The organism is Pseudomonas lini (assembly GCF_001042905.1).
In the GTDB taxonomy this organism is placed as follows: domain Bacteria; phylum Pseudomonadota; class Gammaproteobacteria; order Pseudomonadales; family Pseudomonadaceae; genus Aquipseudomonas; species Aquipseudomonas lini.
In genome coordinates this window covers 891228-911685 of record NZ_JYLB01000002.1, presented here as the reverse complement: position 1 = coordinate 911685, position 20458 = coordinate 891228, and the positions used below count along the sequence as shown (strand labels likewise).

Here is a 20458-nt window from a genome sequence, read left to right as displayed (position 1 = left end):
CCCTACAGCTCAAAAATACCTGCCCTACAAGCAACGACTCAGGCGTCCACCATGGCCATCGCCTCCTCCACATCCACTGCCACCAGACGCGAGCAACCGGGTTCGTGCATCGTTACCCCCATCAATTGATCGGCCATTTCCATGGCGATCTTATTGTGGGTGATATAGATGAACTGCACCGTCTGCGACATCTCTTTGACCAGCCGTGCGTAGCGTCCAACGTTAGCGTCATCCAATGGCGCGTCAACCTCATCGAGCATGCAGAACGGCGCCGGATTCAACTTGAAGATGGCAAAAACCAGGGCCAATGCAGTCAGGGCTTTTTCACCACCGGAGAGCAAATGGATGGTGCTGTTCTTCTTTCCTGGCGGCTGCGCCATGATCGTCACCCCTGTATCGAGTAGATCTTCGCCCGTCAGTTCCAAATACGCGCGTCCTCCACCGAAAACTTTTGGGAAAAGGGCCTGTAAACCGCCATTGATCTGATCAAAGGTATCTTTGAAGCGGTTTCGGGTTTCCTTGTCGATCTTGCGAATCACGTTCTCGAGCGTGTCCAGCGCTTCCACCAAATCGTCGTTCTGAGCATCCAGATAACGTTTACGCTCGGATTGTTGCTGGTATTCATCGATAGCCGCGAGGTTGATCGCGCCGAGGCGCTGAATTCGCGCGGCAATGCGCTCGAGTTCTTCTTCGGCGTCTTTCTCGTTGGCTTCAGCCACCAGCGTGGCGAGCACGCCATGAAGGTCGTAACCGTCTTCCAGCAGTTGATCTTCAAGAGCCTTGCGACGCACGGTCAGGGCTTGCCATTCCATGCGCTGCGTTTCCATCTGGCCGCGTATCAATTGCGATTGTTGTTCAGCCTGATTGCGGCGTTTTTCGGCGTCACGCAGTTCGCGATCGGCATCTTCCAAGGCCATTTGCGCGGTCTTGAGTTCTTCGTCAACCGTCATGCGCTTGTCGAGTAACTCTTCGAGCTTCAGACGCAGTTCTTCCAGTGGCGCCTCGCCCTCTTCCAAATTGAGACTGAGCTGTTCGCGCTTCTCGGTCAGGCGCTCGGACTGCATTTCCAGCCGTTCGAGGGCCTGACGAGTGGAGTCGTGTTGCGCCTTCAGCGAACCGAGGCGCACCGCCAATTGATGCGCATGATCCTTGTGCTGCCGAGCCTCCTGACGCACCCGATCAAGTCGCTCGCGCAAGCTGTCCCGCTGAGCCAGCAGCAACTCGCGCTGCTCGGTGTCCAGCGCCATGCTGTCGAGGGCTTCCTGCAACTGCAGGCGCGCTTCGCCGATGTTTTCGTGTTCCAGGGCGCGCTGTTCGCTCAACTCGGTAAGTTCTTCATCGAGACGGGTGCGGCGCAAGGTCAACTGCTCGACCTTGGCTTTGCCGGCGGACAACTGGGCTTTCAATTCGCCTTGCTGACGGGCTTCGTCTTGCAGCAAACGACGCAAATGTTCGCGACCGTTTTCCTGCTGACGCTGTTGCGCCCGCAGGTTTTGCAATTGAGTTTCGAGGGTTTCGACCGTGGCTTCGCGCTCTTCGCGTTCAAGGCCCAAGCGCTGGATTTCCTGGCCACGGGCGAGCACGCCGCTTTCCGCTTCGCTAGCCCGGCGCACACGCAAAAAGTGTCGGCCGACCCAGTAACCGTCGCGGCTGATCAGGCTTTGCCCGGCGGCCAATTGCCCGCGCAACGCCAAGGCTTGCTCAAGGCTGTCGACCGGTTTGACCTGCCCCAGCCATGGCGACAAATCAATCTGCGCCTCGACCTTGTCGAGCAAACTGCCGGGCATGCGCACGCCATCGGTAGCCGGGCTGAGCAGGCGCAAATCGCCTTGGGCAAACCCGGCCAGATCGAAGTCACCGAAGTCATCCACCAGCACCGCTTGCAGGTCGGCGCCGAGCACGGTTTCCACCGCCAGCTCCCAACCGGCCTCGACCTTCAGGCCTTCGGCCAGACGCGGACGATCCGCCAGGTGCTGTTCGCGCAGCCATTCGGCGGTGCCGGTACCCGGATCGAGCGCGGCTTGCTGCAAGGCTTCCAACGACGCCAGTCGACCGTTGAGCCGCTGCAAATCACCTTGGGCTTGCTGCTGCGCCGAGAGCGCTTGCTGCAGTTCCTGACGCAGTTGCTCGAGGCGCTCGACCTGAGCCTCTTCGCTGGCCTGCAAGTCTTCGAGCGTGGCCTCGGACGCAGCCAATTGCTCGCTGAGTTCCATGATCGCCGCGTCTTCCGGGTCCGCCGACAGCAACGCACGCTCTTCGCCAAGACGTTTCTGGCGATCGGCCAAACGTTCCATGCTGGTTTCCAGCTGCTGGATTCGCGACTGCTGAACTTCAGACTGACGGCGTGGCTCGGCGGCAGTGAGGTTGAACGTGTCCCACTGCTCCTGCCAACCGTGCATGGTGGTTTCGGATTCTTCGAGCGCCGCAGCAGCTTCTTCGGCGGCGGCGCTGGTAACTTCCTGTTCCGGCGTGAGCATGTCCAGCTCTTCGCCCAAGGTCAGCAGCAAGGTGCGGTCGTGGCCCAAGTGAGACTCGGTTTCCAGCCGCGCGCGCTCGGCTTCCTTCAAGTCGTCCTGCAACTGACGCAAGCGCTGCTGACCGTGTTGAATGCTCTGCTCGACCCGGGCGATGTCACCACCGACCGAATAAAAACGCCCCTGCACCAGATTGAAGCGCTCGGACAGATCGTGATGACCGTCACGCAGGCGTTCGATGGCCGCGTCGGCATTGCGTTGCTCGGCCACCAGCGCTTCGAAGGTGACTTCCTGAGTGCCGATGATCGACTCGCGCTGGCCGACCTGTTCGTTCAACGCCTGCCAGCGCAGGGCCGACAGCTGGGCCTTGAGCTGGCGCTCTTCGCCTTTGTATTCCTGATACTTCTTGGCGGCCTCGGCCTGGCGGTGCAAGCGTTCAAGCTGACGCTCGAGCTCTTCGCGCAGGTCGGTCAGGCGGGCAAGGTTTTCATGGGTGCGACGAATACGGTTTTCAGTCTCGCGCCGACGTTCCTTGTACTTGGAAATACCGGCGGCTTCTTCGATGAAATTGCGCAGGTCTTCGGGCTTGGACTCGATCAGCTTGGAGATCATCCCCTGCTCGATAATCGAATAGCTGCGCGGGCCGAGGCCGGTCCCCAGAAAGATGTCGGTGATATCGCGGCGACGGCATTTGGTGCCGTTGAGGTAGTAGGTGGTCTGGCTGTCGCGGGTTACTTTGCGGCGAATGGAAATTTCCGCATAGGCGGCCCATTCGCCGAGCAGGGTGCCGTCGGAGTTATCGAACACCAGCTCAATGCTGGCCTGGCTCACCGGCTTACGGCTGGTCGAGCCGTTGAAGATGACGTCGGTCATCGACTCGCCGCGCAAGTTCTTGGCCGAGCTCTCGCCCATCACCCAACGCACGGCGTCGATGATGTTCGACTTGCCGCAGCCATTGGGGCCGACCACGGCCGCCATGTTACTGGGGAAGTTCACCGTGGTCGGGTCGACGAAGGATTTGAACCCCGCCAGTTTGATGCACTTGAGCCGCACGCTTAAGCGACCGTCAGGGCAGAGACCACCAGATCGCAACTGCGCTGGGCATACGCCGTCAGCACCACGCGGATCTGCGGCAAGTCACGGGCCAGCACGGCAGCGAGCAAGCGTTCGAACAGCTCGAGGAACTCGCTCATCGAGGCCTTGCGCTGATCCAGCGCGAGGAAATACGCGCGGCTCATGGCCGGTTGCAGATTCTCGACGGTTTCCTGCAAGTACGGGTTGTTGGCGAACGGATACGCCGCGCGCATCACGCTGAAGCTGTCGTCGACGAACGTGCGGATGTCCTGGCGTTCGTAGCTGTCGGTCAGGCGCTGCTGGATCTCCACGAACGGCGCCATGTCGGCCTGGACTTGCCAGCCGCTGGCCACCGCGTTGCCGAGCAGAATGTACAACTCGCTCATCAACGTGCACAGGCTCTGCACCTTGTGCGCCGTGAGTTCGGTCACGTGGGCACCACGTCGCGGCAAAATCGCGATCAAGTGGCGGCGCTCGAGAATCAGCAAGGCCTCACGGACTGAACCGCGGCTGACATTGAGCGCCAGCGTGACCTTCTGTTCCTGAATGCGCTCCCCCGGCTTCATTTCGCCGCGAATGATACGTTCGGCGAGGTGGTGAGCGATTTGCTCGGCGAGGCTGTCCGGCGCCTTGAACGTCATGGTTGTCCTTCAAACTCTTCGATCTGCACAAGCGGCGCAGTGTAGCGCAATTGATGGGTCATGGCGGAGTGCCCACCCAGCGGTTTTTGGCACGATTCAAGCAAAAGGCAAGCTATCCCGTGAGGGTCAATAATGAAGGAACGAGTCGTTGATCGACAAAATGCTACTTCCTGACCTTCAAGTCAGAAAATCATTGACCGTAAAGTCAGACCTGATAAATTCAGCTCATGTCGGTTAACAACAATAATGAGTTTGCGAGGCCTTCCGTGATCCAGTTTTTACTAAACCAGGAACTCCGTAGCGAGCACGCCCTGGACCCGAACCTGACCGTGCTTAATTATCTGCGCGAACATGTGGGCAAACCCGGCACCAAAGAAGGCTGCGCCAGCGGTGACTGCGGCGCCTGCACCGTGGTGGTTGGCGAGCTACAAACGGACGACGACGGCCGCGAACACATTCGCTATCGCAGCCTCAACTCGTGCCTGACGTTCGTCTCCTCCTTGCACGGCAAGCAACTGATCAGCGTCGAAGACCTCAAGTACCAAGGCGAACTGCACAGCGTGCAAAAAGCCATGGTCGAGTGCCATGGCTCGCAATGCGGTTTCTGCACACCCGGCTTCGTGATGTCGTTGTTCGCGCTGCAAAAGAACAGCGATCAACCGGATTCTCACAAGGCCCACGAAGCCTTGGCCGGCAACCTTTGCCGCTGCACCGGTTATCGGCCGATCCTGGCCGCCGCCGAGCAATCTTGCTGCGGCAAACAACCCGACCAATTCGATGCTCGCGAAGCGGAAACTATCGCTCGCCTGAAAGCCATCGCTCCCACTGATATCGGCGAGCTCAACAGTGGCGACAAACGCTGCCTGGTGCCGTTGACCGTGGCCGATCTGGCCGACCTCTACGACGCTTATCCACAGGCCCGCCTGCTGGCCGGCGGCACTGATCTGGCGCTGGAAGTCACCCAGTTCCACCGCACCTTGCCGGTGATGATCTACGTCGGCAACGTTGCCGAAATGAAACGCATCGAACGCTTCGACGATCGCCTGGAAATCGGCGCCGCCACCGCCCTCTCCGACTGCTACGACGCCTTGAAGGCCGAGTACCCGGACTTCGGCGAATTGCTGCAACGCTTCGCGTCCTTGCAGATCCGCAACCAGGGCACTTTGGGCGGCAACATCGGCAACGCCTCGCCAATCGGCGACTCGCCACCGCTGCTGATCGCCCTCGGCGCGCAGATCGTCCTGTGCAAAGGCGAAACCCGCCGCACCCTGTTGCTGGAAGATTACTTCATCGATTACCGGGTCACCGCGCGTCAGGAAAGCGAGTTCATCGAAAAGATCATCGTGCCGCGCGCCAGCGTTGAACAACTGTTCCGCGCCTACAAGGTATCCAAGCGTCTGGACGATGACATTTCCGCCGTATGTGCAGCGTTCAACCTGCGCATCGACACCGGCGTGATCGCCGACGCCCGCGTTGCTTTCGGCGGCATGGCGGCCATTCCAAAACGCGCCAAACACTGCGAAGTCGCCCTGCTGGGTGCGCCGTTCAACAACGCCACCCTCGAACGCGCCTGCGCTGCATTGGCCGAAGACTTCACGCCACTCTCAGACTTCCGCGCCAGCAAGGAATACCGCCTGCTCAGTGCGCAGAATCTGCTGCGTAAATACTTCATCGAACTGCAAACACCGCACATCGAGACTCGGGTGACCGCTTATGTCTAATCATCACGCTGTAGAGAAGACCCAAGCCGAACTGGCTGAATTGTTCGCCAAGGACCTGACCACCGGCGTCGGCCGCAGCGTCAAGCACGACAGCGCCGACAAGCATGTGTCCGGTGAAGCGCAGTACATCGACGATCGGCTGGAATTCCCCAATCAGTTGCACGTTTACGCACGGCTGTCGGACCGCGCCCACGCGAAAATCATCAGCATCGATACCAAGCCCTGCTACGCCTTCGAAGGCGTGCGCATCGCCATCACCCACGAAGATGTGCCAGGCCTGAAAGACATCGGCCCACTGTTGCCGGGCGATCCGTTGCTGGCCATCGATGACGTGCAATTCGTCGGTCAACCGGTACTCGCCGTGGCGGCGAAAGACCTGGAAACCGCGCGCAAAGCGGCCATGGCCGCGATCATCGAATACGAAGACCTCGAACCGGTTCTGGACGTGGTCGAAGCTCTGCGCAAACGCCATTTCGTGCTCGACAGTCATACGCATCAGCGCGGCGATTCGGCCACCGCGCTTTCTACTGCAGAGCATCGCATCCAAGGCACGCTGCACATCGGCGGCCAGGAGCACTTTTATCTGGAAACCCAGATATCTTCGGTGATGCCGACTGAAGACGGCGGCATGATCGTTTACTGCTCGACCCAGAACCCCACCGAAGTGCAGAAGCTGGTGGCGGAAGTGCTGGACGTGTCGATGAACAAAATCGTCGTCGACATGCGCCGCATGGGCGGTGGTTTCGGCGGCAAGGAAACCCAGGCTGCGAGCCCTGCATGCCTGTGCGCAGTGATTGCGCACCTGACCGGCCAGCCGACCAAAATGCGCCTGCCGCGGGTCGAAGACATGCTGATGACCGGCAAGCGCCATCCGTTCTACGTCGAGTACGACGTGGGCTTCGACAGCACTGGCCGCCTGCACGGCATTGCGCTGGAACTGGCCGGCAACTGCGGTTGCTCGCCGGATTTGTCGGCGTCAATTGTCGACCGCGCGATGTTCCATGCCGACAACTCGTACTACCTGGGCGACGCGACCATCAACGGTCACCGCTGCAAGACCAACACCGCGTCAAACACCGCTTACCGTGGTTTCGGCGGCCCGCAAGGCATGGTCGCCATCGAAGAAGTGATGGACGCGATTGCCCGCCACTTGGGCCTCGATCCGCTGGCGGTGCGCAAGGCCAACTACTACGGCAAGACCGAGCGCAACATCACCCATTACTACCAGACCGTCGAGCACAACATGCTCGAGGAAATGACCGCGGAACTTGAAGAAAGCAGCCAGTACGCCGAACGCCGCGAAGCGATCCGTCGCTACAACGCCAACAGCCCGATCCTGAAAAAAGGCCTGGCGCTGACGCCGGTGAAATTCGGTATTTCCTTCACCGCCAGCTTCCTCAATCAGGCCGGTGCGCTGATCCACATCTACACCGACGGCAGCATCCACCTGAACCACGGCGGCACCGAAATGGGCCAGGGTTTGAACACCAAGGTTGCGCAAGTCGTGGCTGAAGTGTTCCAGGTGGAAATGGACCGCGTGCAGATCACCGCGACCAACACCGACAAGGTGCCAAACACTTCGCCAACCGCTGCTTCAAGCGGCGCCGACCTCAATGGTAAAGCGGCGCAAAACGCGGCGGAAATCATCAAGAAACGCCTGGTGGAATTCGCCGCACGGCAATACAAGGTCAGCGAAGAAGACGTGGAATTCCACAACGGTCACGTGCGGGTTCGCGATCACATCCTGACGTTTGAATCGCTGATCCAGCAGGCGTATTTCGCTCAGGTTTCGCTGTCGAGCACCGGCTTCTACAAGACCCCGAAAATCTACTACGACCGCAGCCAGGCGCGGGGTCGGCCGTTCTACTACTACGCCTTCGGTGCAGCCTGTGCCGAGGTGATCGTCGACACCCTGACCGGCGAGTACAAGATGCTGCGCACCGACATCCTTCACGATGTCGGCGACTCGCTGAACCCGGCGATCGACATCGGTCAGGTCGAGGGTGGTTTCATCCAGGGCATGGGTTGGCTGACCATGGAAGAACTGGTGTGGAACAACAAAGGCAAACTGATGACCAACGGCCCGGCCAGCTACAAGATCCCGGCGGTGGCAGACATGCCATTGGACCTGCGGGTGAAGCTGGTGGAAAACCGCAAGAACCCGGAAGACACGGTATTCCATTCCAAGGCCGTGGGTGAGCCGCCGTTCATGCTCGGCATCGCTGCGTGGTGCGCGATCAAGGACGCCGTGGCGAGCCTGGGCGACTACCAGCATCAACCGAAAATCGACGCACCGGCGACCCCGGAGCGGGTGTTGTGGGGCTGTGAGCAGATGCGGCAGTTGAAGGTGGCCAAGGCCGCCGAAGCTGAGCCGGAGTTGGCTTCGCTTTAAGACCGCGCTGCGGCCATCGCAGGCAAGCCAGCTCCCACAGGTACGATGCAATCCTTGTGGGAGCGTGGCTTGCCCGCGATGAGGCCCGAACAGACAACAATGTTGTAGGGGTGAAAACATGTACAACTGGATCGACGCCCTCGCCGACCTGCAAACCCGGGGTGAACCCTGTGTGTTGGTGACTATCATCGAAGAGCTCGGCTCGACGCCGCGTAATGCCGGCTCGAAGATGGTCATCAGCGCCACGCAAACGTTCGACACCATCGGTGGCGGGCATCTGGAATACAAGGCCATGCAGATCGGCCGCGAGATGCTGGCCAGCGGCCGGCAGGACACCCATCTGGAGCGTTTCAGCCTCGGCGCCAGCCTGGGTCAGTGCTGCGGTGGCGTGACGGTGTTGCTGTTCGAACCGATGGGCCAGGTCCAGGCGCAAATCGCCGTGTTCGGTGCCGGTCACGTCGGTCGGGCGCTGGTGCCGCTGCTCGCCAGCCTGCCCTGCCGGGTGCGCTGGATCGACTCGCGGGAAGCTGAATTCCCTGAACAGATTCCCCACGGCGTGCGCAAAATCGTCACCGAAGAACCGCTGGATGAAGTCGATGACCTGCCCGCCAGCAGCTACTGCATCGTCATGACCCACAACCACCAGCTCGACCTCGAACTCACCGCCGCGATCCTCAAGCGCAACGACTTCGCCTACTTCGGCCTGATCGGTTCAAAGACCAAACGGGTGAAGTTCGAACACCGCCTGCGCGACCGTGGTTTCGACAACACCGTGCTGCAACGCATGCGCTGCCCGATGGGCATCGGCGAAGTCAAAGGCAAGTTGCCTGTGGAAATCGCCATCTCCATCGCCGGCGAAATCATCGCCACCTATAACGCGAATTTCGGCCAGCACACCGCCAGCGCCGGATCATCGATCGCCAAACTGCTGCCTGCTTCACGCCGCAGCCAAGCCACGAATTGAGAACCCCCATGCCTCTGACTCGCAAAGCCTACCGCGCCGCCCTCCTGCACAGCATCGCCGATCCCGCTGAAGTGGGTATCGAAGCCTCGTACGAGTATTTCGAAGACGGCCTGCTGGTGGTCGAAAACGGCCAGATCAGCGCCATCGGCCACGCCAGCGAATTACTGCCGACCCTGCCGGCCGACATCGAGATCACCCATTATCAGGACGCACTGATTACCCCGGGCTTCATCGACACCCACATCCACCTGCCGCAAACCGGCATGGTCGGCGCCTATGGCGAACAGCTTCTGGACTGGCTGAATACCTACACCTTCCCGTGCGAAAGCCAGTTCGCCAACAAGGCCCACGCCGATGAGGTCGCGGATATTTTCATCAAGGAGCTGCTGCGCAACGGCACCACCACTGCACTGGTGTTCGGCAGCGTGCATCCGCAATCGGTGAACTCGTTCTTCGAGGCTGCCGAACAGCTAGACCTGCGGATGATCGCCGGCAAGGTGATGATGGACCGCAACGCGCCGGACTACCTGACCGACACCGCCGAATCGAGCTACGTCGAAAGCAAGGCGCTGATCGAGCGCTGGCATGGCAAGGGTCGCCTGCACTACGCAGTCACCCCGCGCTTCGCCCCGACCAGCACCCCGGAACAACTGACCCTCGCCGGCCAGTTGCTCAGCGAATACCCGGATCTGTACATGCAGACCCACATCAGCGAAAACCTCAAGGAAGTCGAGTGGGTCAAGGCGCTGTTCCCGGAGCGCAAGGGCTACCTGGACGTCTACGATCACTACCAACTGCTCGGTGAGCGCTCGGTGTTCGCCCACGGCGTGCACCTGTGCGACGACGAATGTGCGCGACTGGCGCAGACAGGTTCAGCGATTGCGTTCTGCCCGACCTCGAACCTGTTCCTCGGTAGCGGTTTGTTCAATCTGCCAATGGCCGAGAAACACAAACTCAATGTCGGCCTGGGTACCGACGTCGGCGGCGGCACCAGTTTTTCGCTGCTACAAACCCTGAACGAAGCCTACAAAGTCATGCAACTGCAAGGCGCGCGACTGAGCCCGTTCAAGTCGCTGTACCTGGCCACCCTCGGCGGCGCCCGTGCCCTGCGCCTGGAAGACAAGATCGGTACCCTGCAACCGGGCACCGACGCGGACTTCCTGGTGCTGGACTACAACGCCACGCCACTGCTCAGCTATCGCCTGAAGCAGGCCAATAACATTGCCGAGACGTTGTTTGTATTGATGACGCTGGGGGATGATCGGACGGTGTTGCAGACGTATGCAGCGGGGAGTCTGGTGCATCAGCGCTAAGATTTTCCGGGCTGATCGTTCCCATGCTCCGCGTGGGAATGCCTCTAGGGACGCTCCGCGTCCAGTGACGCGGAGCGTCACGGGCTGCATTCCCACGCAGAGCGTGGGAACGATCTGATACTCAAAAAAATCCCCCGCAACCGGAAGGCTGCGGGGGATTTTTTATCATCGGTACTTCAGAGCTTCGCGACAGGCCGCCCAGGCTTTTTGGTCTGCAACAAATGCGAAAACACCGCATGCAAATCATCCGACGCGCTTTCTTCGTCGAGGTTGAGTTTGCTGTCGATGTGGTCCATGTGATGCATCATCAGGTCCACCGCCAACGTCGCGTCCCGCGCTTCGATGGCGTTGATCAACTGGGTGTGTTCATCGTAGGAACAGTGGGAACGGTTGCCGCTCTCGTACTGGGCGATGATCAACGAAGTCTGGGACACCAGGCTGCGCTGGAAGCTGATCAGCGGCGCGTTTTTCGCCGCTTCGGCCAGTTTCAAGTGGAACTCGCCCGACAGACGGATTCCGGCACCACGATCGCCACGGGAGAAACTGTCGCGCTCGTCATTGACCATCTGCCGCAAGTCGGCAATCTCCTCGGCAGTGGCATGCTGAACCGCCAGTTCAGTGATCGCCCGCTCCACCAGACGTCGCGCCAGAAACACCTGACGAGCCTCTTCGACACTCGGGCTGGCGACGACAGCGCCGCGATTCGGTCGCAGCAACACCACGCCTTCATGAGCCAGACGCGACAGCGCGCGGCGAATGATGGTGCGGCTGACCCCGAAAATTTCCCCCAGCGCTTCTTCGCTCAACTTGGTGCCGGGCGCCAGACGCTGTTCGAGGATGGCCTCGAAGATATGCGCGTAGACAATATCGTCCTGGGTACCGCTACGGCCGGCTTTGCCTGCTCGCGGTTGTTTCTTGAGGGGTTGCAACTGTTCGTTCATGGGCACTCGAGTCGGGAGAACTGCGGCGAATTGACCGTGACTGTAATACGGCACAGTGGGTCGCTGGCAAGTATCGCGTAAAAAACACCGTAATTGTACACAATGGTAGGTGGCAACACGACTGTACGGCTGTTTGTCGCCTTCGCTGTATTGCAACGACCGGTTACTTTTCAGTTTAGGCTTGAACGCAGAATCCGTGGCTCAAACGCGATCCCCCGTAGGAGCTGCCGAAGGCTGCGATCTTTTGATCTTGTTTTTGAAAGCAAAGTCAAAAGATCGCAGCCTTCGGCAGCTCCTACAGGGGGGAGGTAGCGTCGCTTCGGACATCTTCAGCCGAACAAGGAACACCGCTGCCATGACCGACGCCACGCACACGCAGCTTCGCCCCCTGACTGATACATCCCCCTCGGCCATCGTCGCCGGGTTCATCGCCATGATGACCGGCTACACCAGCTCACTGGTGCTGATGTTCCAGGCCGGGCAAGCAGCGGGCCTGACTAGCGGGCAGATTTCGTCGTGGATCTGGGCGATCTCCATTGGCATGGCGGTGTGTTCGATCGGCTTGTCCCTGCGCTACCGCACCCCGATCACCATCGCCTGGTCGACCCCCGGCGCGGCGTTGTTGATCACCAGCCTGGGCGGTGTCAGCTACGGCGAGGCCATCGGCGCCTACATCACTTGCGCAGTGCTGGTGACCATTTGCGGCCTGACCGGCAGTTTCGAACGGCTGGTGAAAAAGATTCCGGCCTCATTGGCGGCGGCGTTGCTGGCGGGGATTCTATTCAAGATCGGCAGCGAGATTTTCGTCGCCGCCCAGCACCGCACCGCGCTGGTTCTGGGTATGTTCTTTACGTATCTGCTGGTCAAGCGCCTGTCACCGCGCTACGCCGTGCTTGCCGCGCTATTGATCGGCACCGCGCTGTCGGGGTTTATGGGACTGCTGGACTTCAGTGGCTTCCATCTGGAAATCGCGACACCGGTCTGGACCACGCCGCATTTCTCCCTGGCTGCGACCATCAGCATCGGCATTCCGCTGTTCGTGGTGGCGATGACGTCGCAGAACATGCCGGGCATCGCCGTATTGCGCGCCGACGGCTACAACGTGCCGGCCTCGCCGCTAATCACCACCACCGGCATCGCCTCGTTGCTGTTGGCGCCGTTCGGCTCCCATGGGATCAACCTGGCCGCCATCAGCGCGGCGATCTGCACCGGGCCGCATGCCCATGAAGATCGCAACAAGCGCTACACCGCAGCTGTCTGGTGCGGGATTTTCTACGGGATTGCCGGGGTGTTCGGCGCGACGCTGGCGGCGTTGTTTGCCGCATTGCCTAAAGAGCTGGTGCTGTCGATTGCCGCGCTGGCGCTGTTCGGCTCGATCATCAATGGGTTGAGCATTGCCATGGCGCAAGTGCAGGAACGGGAAGCAGCGCTGATTACCTTTATGGTGACGGCGTCGGGGTTGACGCTGTTTTCCATCGGTTCGGCGTTTTGGGGGATTGTGGCAGGGGTGTTGACGTTGCTGATCTTGAATTGGCGTAAAAGCTAAAAGATCGCAGCCTCGTTTCACTCGACAGCTCCTACACAGCACCTACCTTCGTATGTGTTGCCATGTAGGAGCTGTCGAGTGAAACGAGGCTGCGATCCTTTGATCTTCACAAAAAAACGGCGACCCTTGGGTCGCCGTTTTTTAGAACATCAAGCTACCGGATTGATCGGCTTTTCCGGGTACCAGACGTCGATCAGCGGGCTGACGGTTGCTTCGGTCAGTTCGCTGCGGCCTTTGAGCCAGGCTTCAACAGCGGCACGCTGCTCTTCGGAAACAGAGCCACGCTTCTGCAGGCAAACCAGACCGAAGTCGTCGCCGCCAACATAGCCCAGACCGTTGGCTTCCATGGCTTCTTTCAGGAAAGCGTCGAGGAAAGCATCAATGGCTTCATCAGCCAAATCTTCTTTGAAATCCAGGTTCAGTTCGAAACCCAGCTCTTGAAATTCATCGACGCACAGTTTTTTGCGCAGACGCTGGGAACGGTTAGTCGCCATTGGAACAATCCTCATAAGTAATAACGGGCCGCACTTTAGCAGTTTAAGGCGCCGATTGCCCGCCTCGGAACGGCACTACACCTACCGCCGGTAAAAAAATAGCGGATTAGCAGACCGGAGTACGGCACAAGCCGTTACACCTTGGGGCATAATGCCGACACTTTCATGACCGCTGAGGGAATTTATCTCCATGCCCTCGTCTTTTTCCCCTCGGCTGTAGGGTTTTATTTCAGATGATCAAATCTTTGCGTCCATTGCTGCTGGCCAGTCTTCTTCTGCCCCTGGCCCTCCCCGTTTCCGCCGCTTCGATCAACACCGCGCTGTCGCCCAACGTCGAAAAGGCCCTCAAGGCCAGCAAACTGCAGGACAGTGCCCTGTCGCTAGTAATGATCCCGCTCAACGGTCCGGGCACCCCTACCATTCATAACGCTGACGTTTCGGTTAACCCGGCCTCGACCATGAAGCTGGTGACCACGTACGCCGCGCTGGAAATGCTTGGCCCGAACCACCAGTGGAAAACCGAGTTCTACACCGACGGCACCCTCAGCGGAGGCATCCTCAACGGCAATCTCTACCTCAAGGGTGGCGGTGACCCGAAGCTGAACATGGAAAAACTCTGGCTGCTGATGCGCGATTTGCGCGCCAACGGCGTGACCCAGGTCACCGGCGACCTGGTGCTGGACCGCGGCTTCTTCGTACAACCGCAACTGCCTGAATTCAACGACGACGGCAACGACGAGAACAAACCGTTCCTGGTCAAACCCGACGCGCTGCTGGTTAACCTCAAGGCCCTGCGCTTCGTGGCCCGCAACGACTCGGGCAAGGTCCTGGTGTCGGTCGAGCCGCCGATTGCCAGCATCCGCATCGACAATCAAGTCAAGGCGCTCAACTCCAAGCAATGCACCGGTGGCGTGCGCTACAACCCGGTGCCCCAGGCTGATGGCAGCGTCACCGTGACCGTTGGCGGCCAGTTGGGCGAAGGTTGCAGCTCCCAGACCTATCTGTCGCTGCTCGACCACGCGACCTACACCGCCGGCGCTGTGCGGGCGATCTGGAAAGAATTGGGTGGCAGCATCCAGGGCCAGGATCGTCTGGCACCGACACCGAGCAACGCCAAGGTGCTGGCCCGGGCCTATTCGCCAGACTTGGCGGAAATCATTCGCGACATCAACAAATACAGTAACAACACCATGGCTCAGCAGTTGTTCCTGAGCCTGGGCCAGAAGTTCCGCACTGATGCCGACGGTGACGACGCCAAGGCCGCTCAGCGCGTGGTGCGTCAGTGGCTGGCGAGAAAAGGCATCACCGCGCCGCACCTGGTGATGGAGAACGGCTCCGGTCTGTCCCGCGCCGAGCGAGTAAGTGCCCGTGAAATGGCCGCGATGCTGCAAGCCGCCTGGCGCAGCCCGTATTCCGCCGAGTTCATCAGCTCGATGCCAATCGCCGGCACCGACGGCACCATGCGCAAACGCCTGAAGACCACCGCGATGCGCGGTGAAGCCCACGTCAAGACCGGCACCCTGAACACCGTACGTGCCATTTCCGGCTACAGCCGCGACATCAATGGCAATACCTGGGCGGTGGTGGCGATCCTCAACGACAAGGCACCGTTTGGCGCCTCCTCGGTGCTGGATCAGGTGCTGCTGGATCTGTATCGCCAGCCGAAACTGCCGGAAACGGCTTCGGTGTTGTAACCCGATCGTCCAGACACTGGAGATCAAATGTGGGAGCGGGCTTGCTCGCGAAGAGGGCGTGTCAGTCGACATTAATGTTGCCTGACACACCGCCTTCGCGAGCAAGCCCGCTCCCACATTGATTTGGGTCAAAGCACAGCATTGCGATCAGTCCACAGGGTTTGCATGCAGCCTGGGTTAACTCATCTGCCCCTCAACCCGATCCCTTCCCGCCTGCTTCGCCGCATACACCCCTGAGTCAGCCCGCAACAGCAGCGCATCCGCGCCCTCTCCGGCCCGCCAGCTGGCAATCCCGAAACTCGCGGTGACGATCCCGACCTCGTCGATCGGCGCACTGCGCAACCCTTGCCACAACTCCACGGCCAGCACATGAGCCTGTTCGCCGTCGATATCCGGACAGAGCACCATGAACTCTTCGCCTCCCAGGCGACAAAACACATCGGTGCGCCGCAGGCGACCGCCAATGCGCTCGCACACGGCCTGCAAAACCCGATCACCCACGGCATGACCGTGCTGATCGTTGATGCGCTTGAAATGATCGATGTCGAGCATGATCACCGATAACTCGCCACCGCCGCGCTCGACCCGGGCCATTTCGGTGGTCAGGCGCTCCTGGAAGTAGCGACGGTTATGGATTCCGGTCAGGGAGTCGGTCACCGACAGTGCGCGCAATTCCTCTTCCACACGCTTGAGGTCGGAAATGTCCGAAATGTAGCCATGCCACAACACACCGCCACCGGGCAGTTCCTCCGGCGTCGCTTCGCCGCGGACCCAACGCAGACCACGCTCGGGCAATTGCACGCGGTACTCTTCACGCCAAGGGCTGAGGGTGTCAGCCGAGGCCAGGATCGACGCGCGGACCCGGCGCGTGTCCTGAGGATGAATCCGCGCGAACACCGCTTCGGCGTTGAGCAACAGCACGTCCGGCTCGAGTTCGTAGATATCGCGCATACCGTCGCTGGCGTAGATCACGCTGAAGCGCCCATCGAATTCCATCTTGAACTGGTAGATCCCACCGGGCACATGGGCGCTGAGTTTCTTCAACAACAGGTCGCGGGCCGCCAGGGCTTCGTGGACGCGCTTGCGCTCGGTGATGTCGATACAAATTGCCAGGTGCCCGACCCACAAGCCTTGCTCGTCGAGGACCGGGGTCGCCAGCATGTTCACCGTCAAGTGACTGCCGTCGTGGCGGACCAGCGTCCACTCCCGCGCTTCGTGACCGCCCTCTTCCCCACCTTCGACCAGCATCGCCTGACACGTCGGGATCGGCTTGCCATAGCGCGCGCTCAACTCCGCCGAGCGCGCTTCGAGTTCCCGGGGCAGGTGCAGATTTTCCAGGGTCATGTGGCCCACGACTTGCGCACTGAAGTAACCGAGCATCTGCTCTGCGCCGGCGTTGAAGGTGCTGATGATTCCGCGCAGGTCGGTGGCGATGATCGCCACCTGAGTCGCGGCATCCAGTACACCGCGCAACTGGCCATGCGTACCGCGCAACTCTTGCTCACGGTCGTGAAGTTCCTGGGTCCGCTGCTCCACCATTTTCAGTGCCCGCTGGCGCTGGCTGACCAGCACATAGAGAAACACACTGAGCAGCAGGCTGAGCAAACCGCCGAGCACCACCAGGCTGGCCACCGAGGAATGGTTGGCTTTCAGGAACGCGGCGCTGGGGCGCATATCCACTTGATAATCATGGTCGGCCAGACGGAGCAAACGCGTGGAAGACAAGTCACTGGCCCCCGCCGTGTTGGTCGACTCGTACAACACTTCGTGTTGATCATCGGTGGACAAGTCGAGGATACGCACCGAGAGAGAGTCATGATTCTCTTCCGGCAACCCGTCCGCCAACAGCTGGCGCATGCTGATCACCGCCATGACATACCCGGCGGGCGCGGCACTCGCAAGGTTCTGACGGATAACCGGAGCCACCAGCAACACGCCCCGCGAATAGGCAGGCTCGATGCCTACCAGATGCAACGGTTGCGACACGACCATACGGCCATTGCGATCGGCCCGTTCCAAGGTCGAACGACGCAGCGCTTGGGCCAGCAGGTCGTAACCCAGCGGCGTGGGCAATCGGCTTTGGGTTTGGGTGTAGAGCACCGGTACGTACTCATCCCGTTCCGTGGCCGGTTGCAACTGGCCGTCGGCGGTGAGTTCGCGAAAGGTGAAACCGCTCAAGCCTTCTTCTCGCACCACGCGTTCAAGCAGGGGACGTTCGGTGTGAGAAACCCGGGGAGCCCAGGAGTAAGCTTGGGTGCGATGCAAAAGAGGTTTGGCGTAACCGTCGAATTCCTCGCGAGACACCGATTCGGAATTGACGAAGAACCGGCGCAGGCCGTCGAGGCGCTGCTCCTGATCTTCGAAACGTTCTTCGATACGGCTGTAACGCTCACTGGCGAGCAGTTGAAAACGTTGCCGCAATTGCTGATGAAATTGATTGAACGTCGCCCAGGCCAGCAATCCCGTGAGAATCCCGCCGACGAGCAACGCCAGCAGCGCGACCAGCCAGGCCGAAACATCTTCGCGGATAAAACCCAGGATCTTGGGGCGCACGGCGTGCAACGACATAGATACAACTCAAAACGCCAGGTGCCGGAAAAGCCCATTGGCCATGAGTTGAGTTATAGCTATTAGCCACTAATTTGACCAGCACTGAAAGAACCCAAGAGCCTTTAAAAATCAAGGCTCTGTGGATCCAATCAGGCTCAAGTGTCAGCGAGCAGTGATCTTCCAGGCACGGTGGATCTTGCCATTACGGGCGAAATCCGGATCGATGGTCTGGGCGGTGATTTCTTCAACGGCATAACGCTCGGTGAGGTTTTCCTCAAGCGTGAACTTGCGGAAGTTGTTGGAGAAGTACAACACCCCGCCCGGCGCCAGACGCGCCATGGCCAAGTCGATCAACTGCACCTGATCACGCTGCACATCGAAGATCCCTTCCATGCGCTTGGAGTTGGAGAAGGTCGGCGGGTCGATGAAGATCAAGTCATACTCGTCACGGCAGGCATCGAGCCAGGCCATCACATCGCTTTGCTCCAGACGGTTCTTGTCGGAGAAACCGTTCAGCGACAGGTTGCGACGCGCCCAATCCAGATAGGTTTTCGACAGGTCGACGCTGGTGGTGCTGCGTGCACCGCCCTTGGCCGCATGAACGCTGGCGGTTGCGGTGTAGCAATACAGGTTGAGGAAGCGCTTGCCGGCCGCCTCTTTCTGAATCCGCATGCGCATCGGCCGGTGGTCGAGGAACAACCCGGTGTCAAGGTAGTCGGTGAGGTTCACCAGCAGCTGGATGCCGCCTTCGTTGACCTCGACGAACTTGCCCTGTGCTGCCTGACGCTCGTACTGCTTGGTGCCGCTCTGACGCTCGCGACGTTTGACCACTACGCGGTTCTTGTCGATGTTCAACGCTTGCGGGATCGCCGCCAAGGCATCGAACATCCGCGCCGAGGCTTTTTCCGGATCGATGGATTTCGGTGCGGCGTATTCCTGAACGTGGACCCAGTCGTGATACAGGTCGATGGCCATGGAATATTCCGGCATGTCGGCATCGTAGACGCGGTAGCAATCGATGCCCTCACGCTTGACCCACTTGCCCAGCGCCTTGAGGTTCTTTTGCAGACGGTTGGCAAACATCTGCCCGCCTTCGCTCAAGCGCGGTTGCTCGATCACCACCGGGGCCGGTTTGATCGGGTTGCCGTTCTTGTTGTACTTCTCGTACTTGCCCGGCGCTTCGATGTTCGACGGTGCATCGGACTCGGCCTGTTCGCGCTCGATCTGGCGCTGTTCCGGAGTACGACGCTCGCCGGTTACGAACTGGTCCGGCGTGACCTTGATCAGCAGCAATTTGCACGGCAAGGCACCGTTCCAGAACGAATACTGCTTGTGGCTGCGGATACCCATGCGCTTGCCCAAGTCCGGGGCGCCGGTGAACACCGCCGCTTCCCAGTTCAGGCACGCCTGACGCAGACGTTCGCCGAGGTTCTGGTAGAGATAGAGCAGACTCGCCTCATCGCCCAGACGCTCGCCGTACGGAGGGTTGCAGATCACCAGACCTTTCTGGTTCTGGTCCGGGCGCGGCTCGAACGTCGCGACTTCGCCCTGATAGATCTTGATCCACTCGCTCAAGCCGGCACGTTCGACGTTATTGCGGCCCGGTTGAATCAGGCGCGGGTCAGCTTCGTAACCGCGAATCCACAGCGGTGGCTTGGCCAGGCCGGCCGCGGCGCGTTCGGTGGCTTCTTCGTGGAGCTTTTTCCACAGCGCCGGCACGTGACCGAGCCAGGCGGTGAAGCCCCACTGCTCACGACGCAGGTTCGGCGCCATGTCGGCGGCGATCATCGCGGCTTCGACCAGGAACGTACCGACACCGCACATCGGGTCAGCCAGTGCGCCGCCATCGGCGGCAATCCGTGGCCAGCCGGAACGGATAAGAATCGCCGCCGCGAGGTTTTCCTTCAGCGGCGCCGCGCCCTGCTGCAAGCGGTAACCACGCTGGTGCAGGCTGTGACCGGAAAGGTCGAGGGACAGAATCGCTTCGCCACGGTCCAGGCGCAGGTGAATACGCAGGTCCGGGTTGAGTTTGTCGATCGACGGACGATCGCCTTGCGGAGTACGCAGTTTGTCGACGATGGCGTCTTTAACTTTCAAGGCGCCGAAGTGGGTGTTGTCGATGCCCGAGCCGTGACCGCTGAATTCGACGGCCAGGGTGCCATCGTTGAGCATGTGGTCTTGCCACTCGATATCCAGCACGCCGTGATAGAGGTCTTCGGCGTCCTTCATCGGGAAGCGCTTGAGCACCAGCAGCACGCGGTTCGCCAGACGCGACCACAGGCACAGGCGATAGGCGGTTTCCATGGTGGCCATGCCGCGCACAGCCGAGGTGTGTTCACGTGCTTCCTCAAGGCCAAGCCCGACGGCTTCCTCGATGAGCAGGCCTTCAAGGCCTTTGGGGCAAGTGAGGAAGAGTTCGAAACGATCGGACATGGTAATTCCAGAGCCTTTAGCTAAGTGAACCGGCAACGCATTGCCGATCCGGTTTTCAATCAGGCGCTTTTCTAACAGAACGCCCGCGTGGCACGAAGGTGTGCCGTCCCCACCCTGACTGCTCGGGTTAAAAGAGCTTAGATGCCAGGGCAGATAAAAAAGTTGATGCAACAAAATGTCATAAGTCGACCCTTCGTCGAATAGTCCCCAAGTGAACGGGT

General features: G+C 60.1%; 12 protein-coding genes. 6 read left to right on the top strand and 6 right to left on the bottom strand.

Features of this window, described 5'->3' with window-relative positions:
- Positions 1-38 precede the first annotated feature (38 nt).
- A complete protein-coding gene (gene smc / locus TU81_RS08625) occupies positions 39-3527 on the bottom strand; it encodes a chromosome segregation protein SMC (RefSeq protein WP_048394464.1) in 3489 nt (1162 codons plus the stop codon).
- A 2-nt stretch (positions 3528-3529) separates the two neighbouring features.
- The gene (locus TU81_RS08620; protein ID WP_038979937.1) at positions 3530-4189 is read right to left on the bottom strand and encodes a GntR family transcriptional regulator; all 660 of its coding nucleotides are present in this window, start codon (positions 4187-4189) and stop codon (positions 3530-3532) included.
- Between the two features lie 266 nt (positions 4190-4455).
- On the opposite strand from TU81_RS08620, the gene xdhA reads away from it, so the two are divergent.
- The 4 genes from xdhA to guaD all read left to right on the top strand — a co-directional run bounded on the left by xdhA (position 4456) and on the right by guaD (position 10579).
- Positions 4456-5910, top strand: a complete 1455-nt coding sequence (gene xdhA / locus TU81_RS08615; RefSeq protein ID WP_048394462.1) for a xanthine dehydrogenase small subunit — start codon at positions 4456-4458, stop codon at positions 5908-5910.
- On the top strand, positions 5903-8302 hold the full coding sequence (gene xdhB / locus TU81_RS08610) for a xanthine dehydrogenase molybdopterin binding subunit (protein ID WP_038979935.1): 2400 nt from the start codon (positions 5903-5905) through the stop codon (positions 8300-8302). The genes xdhA and xdhB overlap by 8 nt, the downstream gene beginning before the upstream one ends.
- 118 nt (positions 8303-8420) lie before the next feature.
- A complete protein-coding gene (xdhC, locus tag TU81_RS08605; RefSeq protein ID WP_048394460.1) occupies positions 8421-9266 on the top strand; it encodes a xanthine dehydrogenase accessory protein XdhC in 846 nt (281 codons plus the stop codon).
- Between the two features lie 8 nt (positions 9267-9274).
- On the top strand, positions 9275-10579 hold the full coding sequence (gene guaD, locus TU81_RS08600) for a guanine deaminase (protein ID WP_038979933.1): 1305 nt from the start codon (positions 9275-9277) through the stop codon (positions 10577-10579).
- A 176-nt stretch (positions 10580-10755) separates the two neighbouring features.
- On the opposite strand, the gene TU81_RS08595 is transcribed toward guaD, so the two are convergent.
- Positions 10756-11520 carry a GntR family transcriptional regulator gene (locus TU81_RS08595; protein WP_038979932.1) on the bottom strand — a complete coding sequence of 255 codons (765 nt, stop codon included), beginning with the start codon at positions 11518-11520 and terminating at the stop codon, positions 10756-10758.
- A gap of 355 nt (positions 11521-11875) precedes the next feature.
- On the opposite strand from TU81_RS08595, the gene TU81_RS08590 reads away from it, so the two are divergent.
- Positions 11876-13066 (top strand): benzoate/H(+) symporter BenE family transporter, encoded by a 1191-nt coding sequence (locus tag TU81_RS08590; RefSeq protein WP_048394458.1) that lies wholly within the window; start codon positions 11876-11878, stop codon positions 13064-13066.
- Positions 13067-13215: 149 nt separating this feature from the next.
- On the opposite strand, the gene TU81_RS08585 is transcribed toward TU81_RS08590, so the two are convergent.
- The gene (locus TU81_RS08585; protein ID WP_007896965.1) at positions 13216-13560 is read right to left on the bottom strand and encodes a YggL family protein; all 345 of its coding nucleotides are present in this window, start codon (positions 13558-13560) and stop codon (positions 13216-13218) included.
- A 233-nt stretch (positions 13561-13793) separates the two neighbouring features.
- Here TU81_RS08585 and dacB point away from each other — a divergent pair, with 233 nt between their 5' ends.
- Positions 13794-15254 (top strand): D-alanyl-D-alanine carboxypeptidase/D-alanyl-D-alanine endopeptidase, encoded by a 1461-nt coding sequence (gene dacB / locus TU81_RS08580; protein ID WP_038979930.1) that lies wholly within the window; start codon positions 13794-13796, stop codon positions 15252-15254.
- Between the two features lie 177 nt (positions 15255-15431).
- On the opposite strand, the gene TU81_RS08575 is transcribed toward dacB, so the two are convergent.
- Positions 15432-17822 (bottom strand): sensor domain-containing diguanylate cyclase, encoded by a 2391-nt coding sequence (locus TU81_RS08575; protein WP_048394456.1) that lies wholly within the window; start codon positions 17820-17822, stop codon positions 15432-15434.
- Between the two features lie 144 nt (positions 17823-17966).
- Positions 17967-20237 (bottom strand): bifunctional 23S rRNA (guanine(2069)-N(7))-methyltransferase RlmK/23S rRNA (guanine(2445)-N(2))-methyltransferase RlmL, encoded by a 2271-nt coding sequence (rlmKL, locus tag TU81_RS08570; protein ID WP_038979928.1) that lies wholly within the window; start codon positions 20235-20237, stop codon positions 17967-17969.
- Positions 20238-20458: the final 221 nt, after the last annotated feature.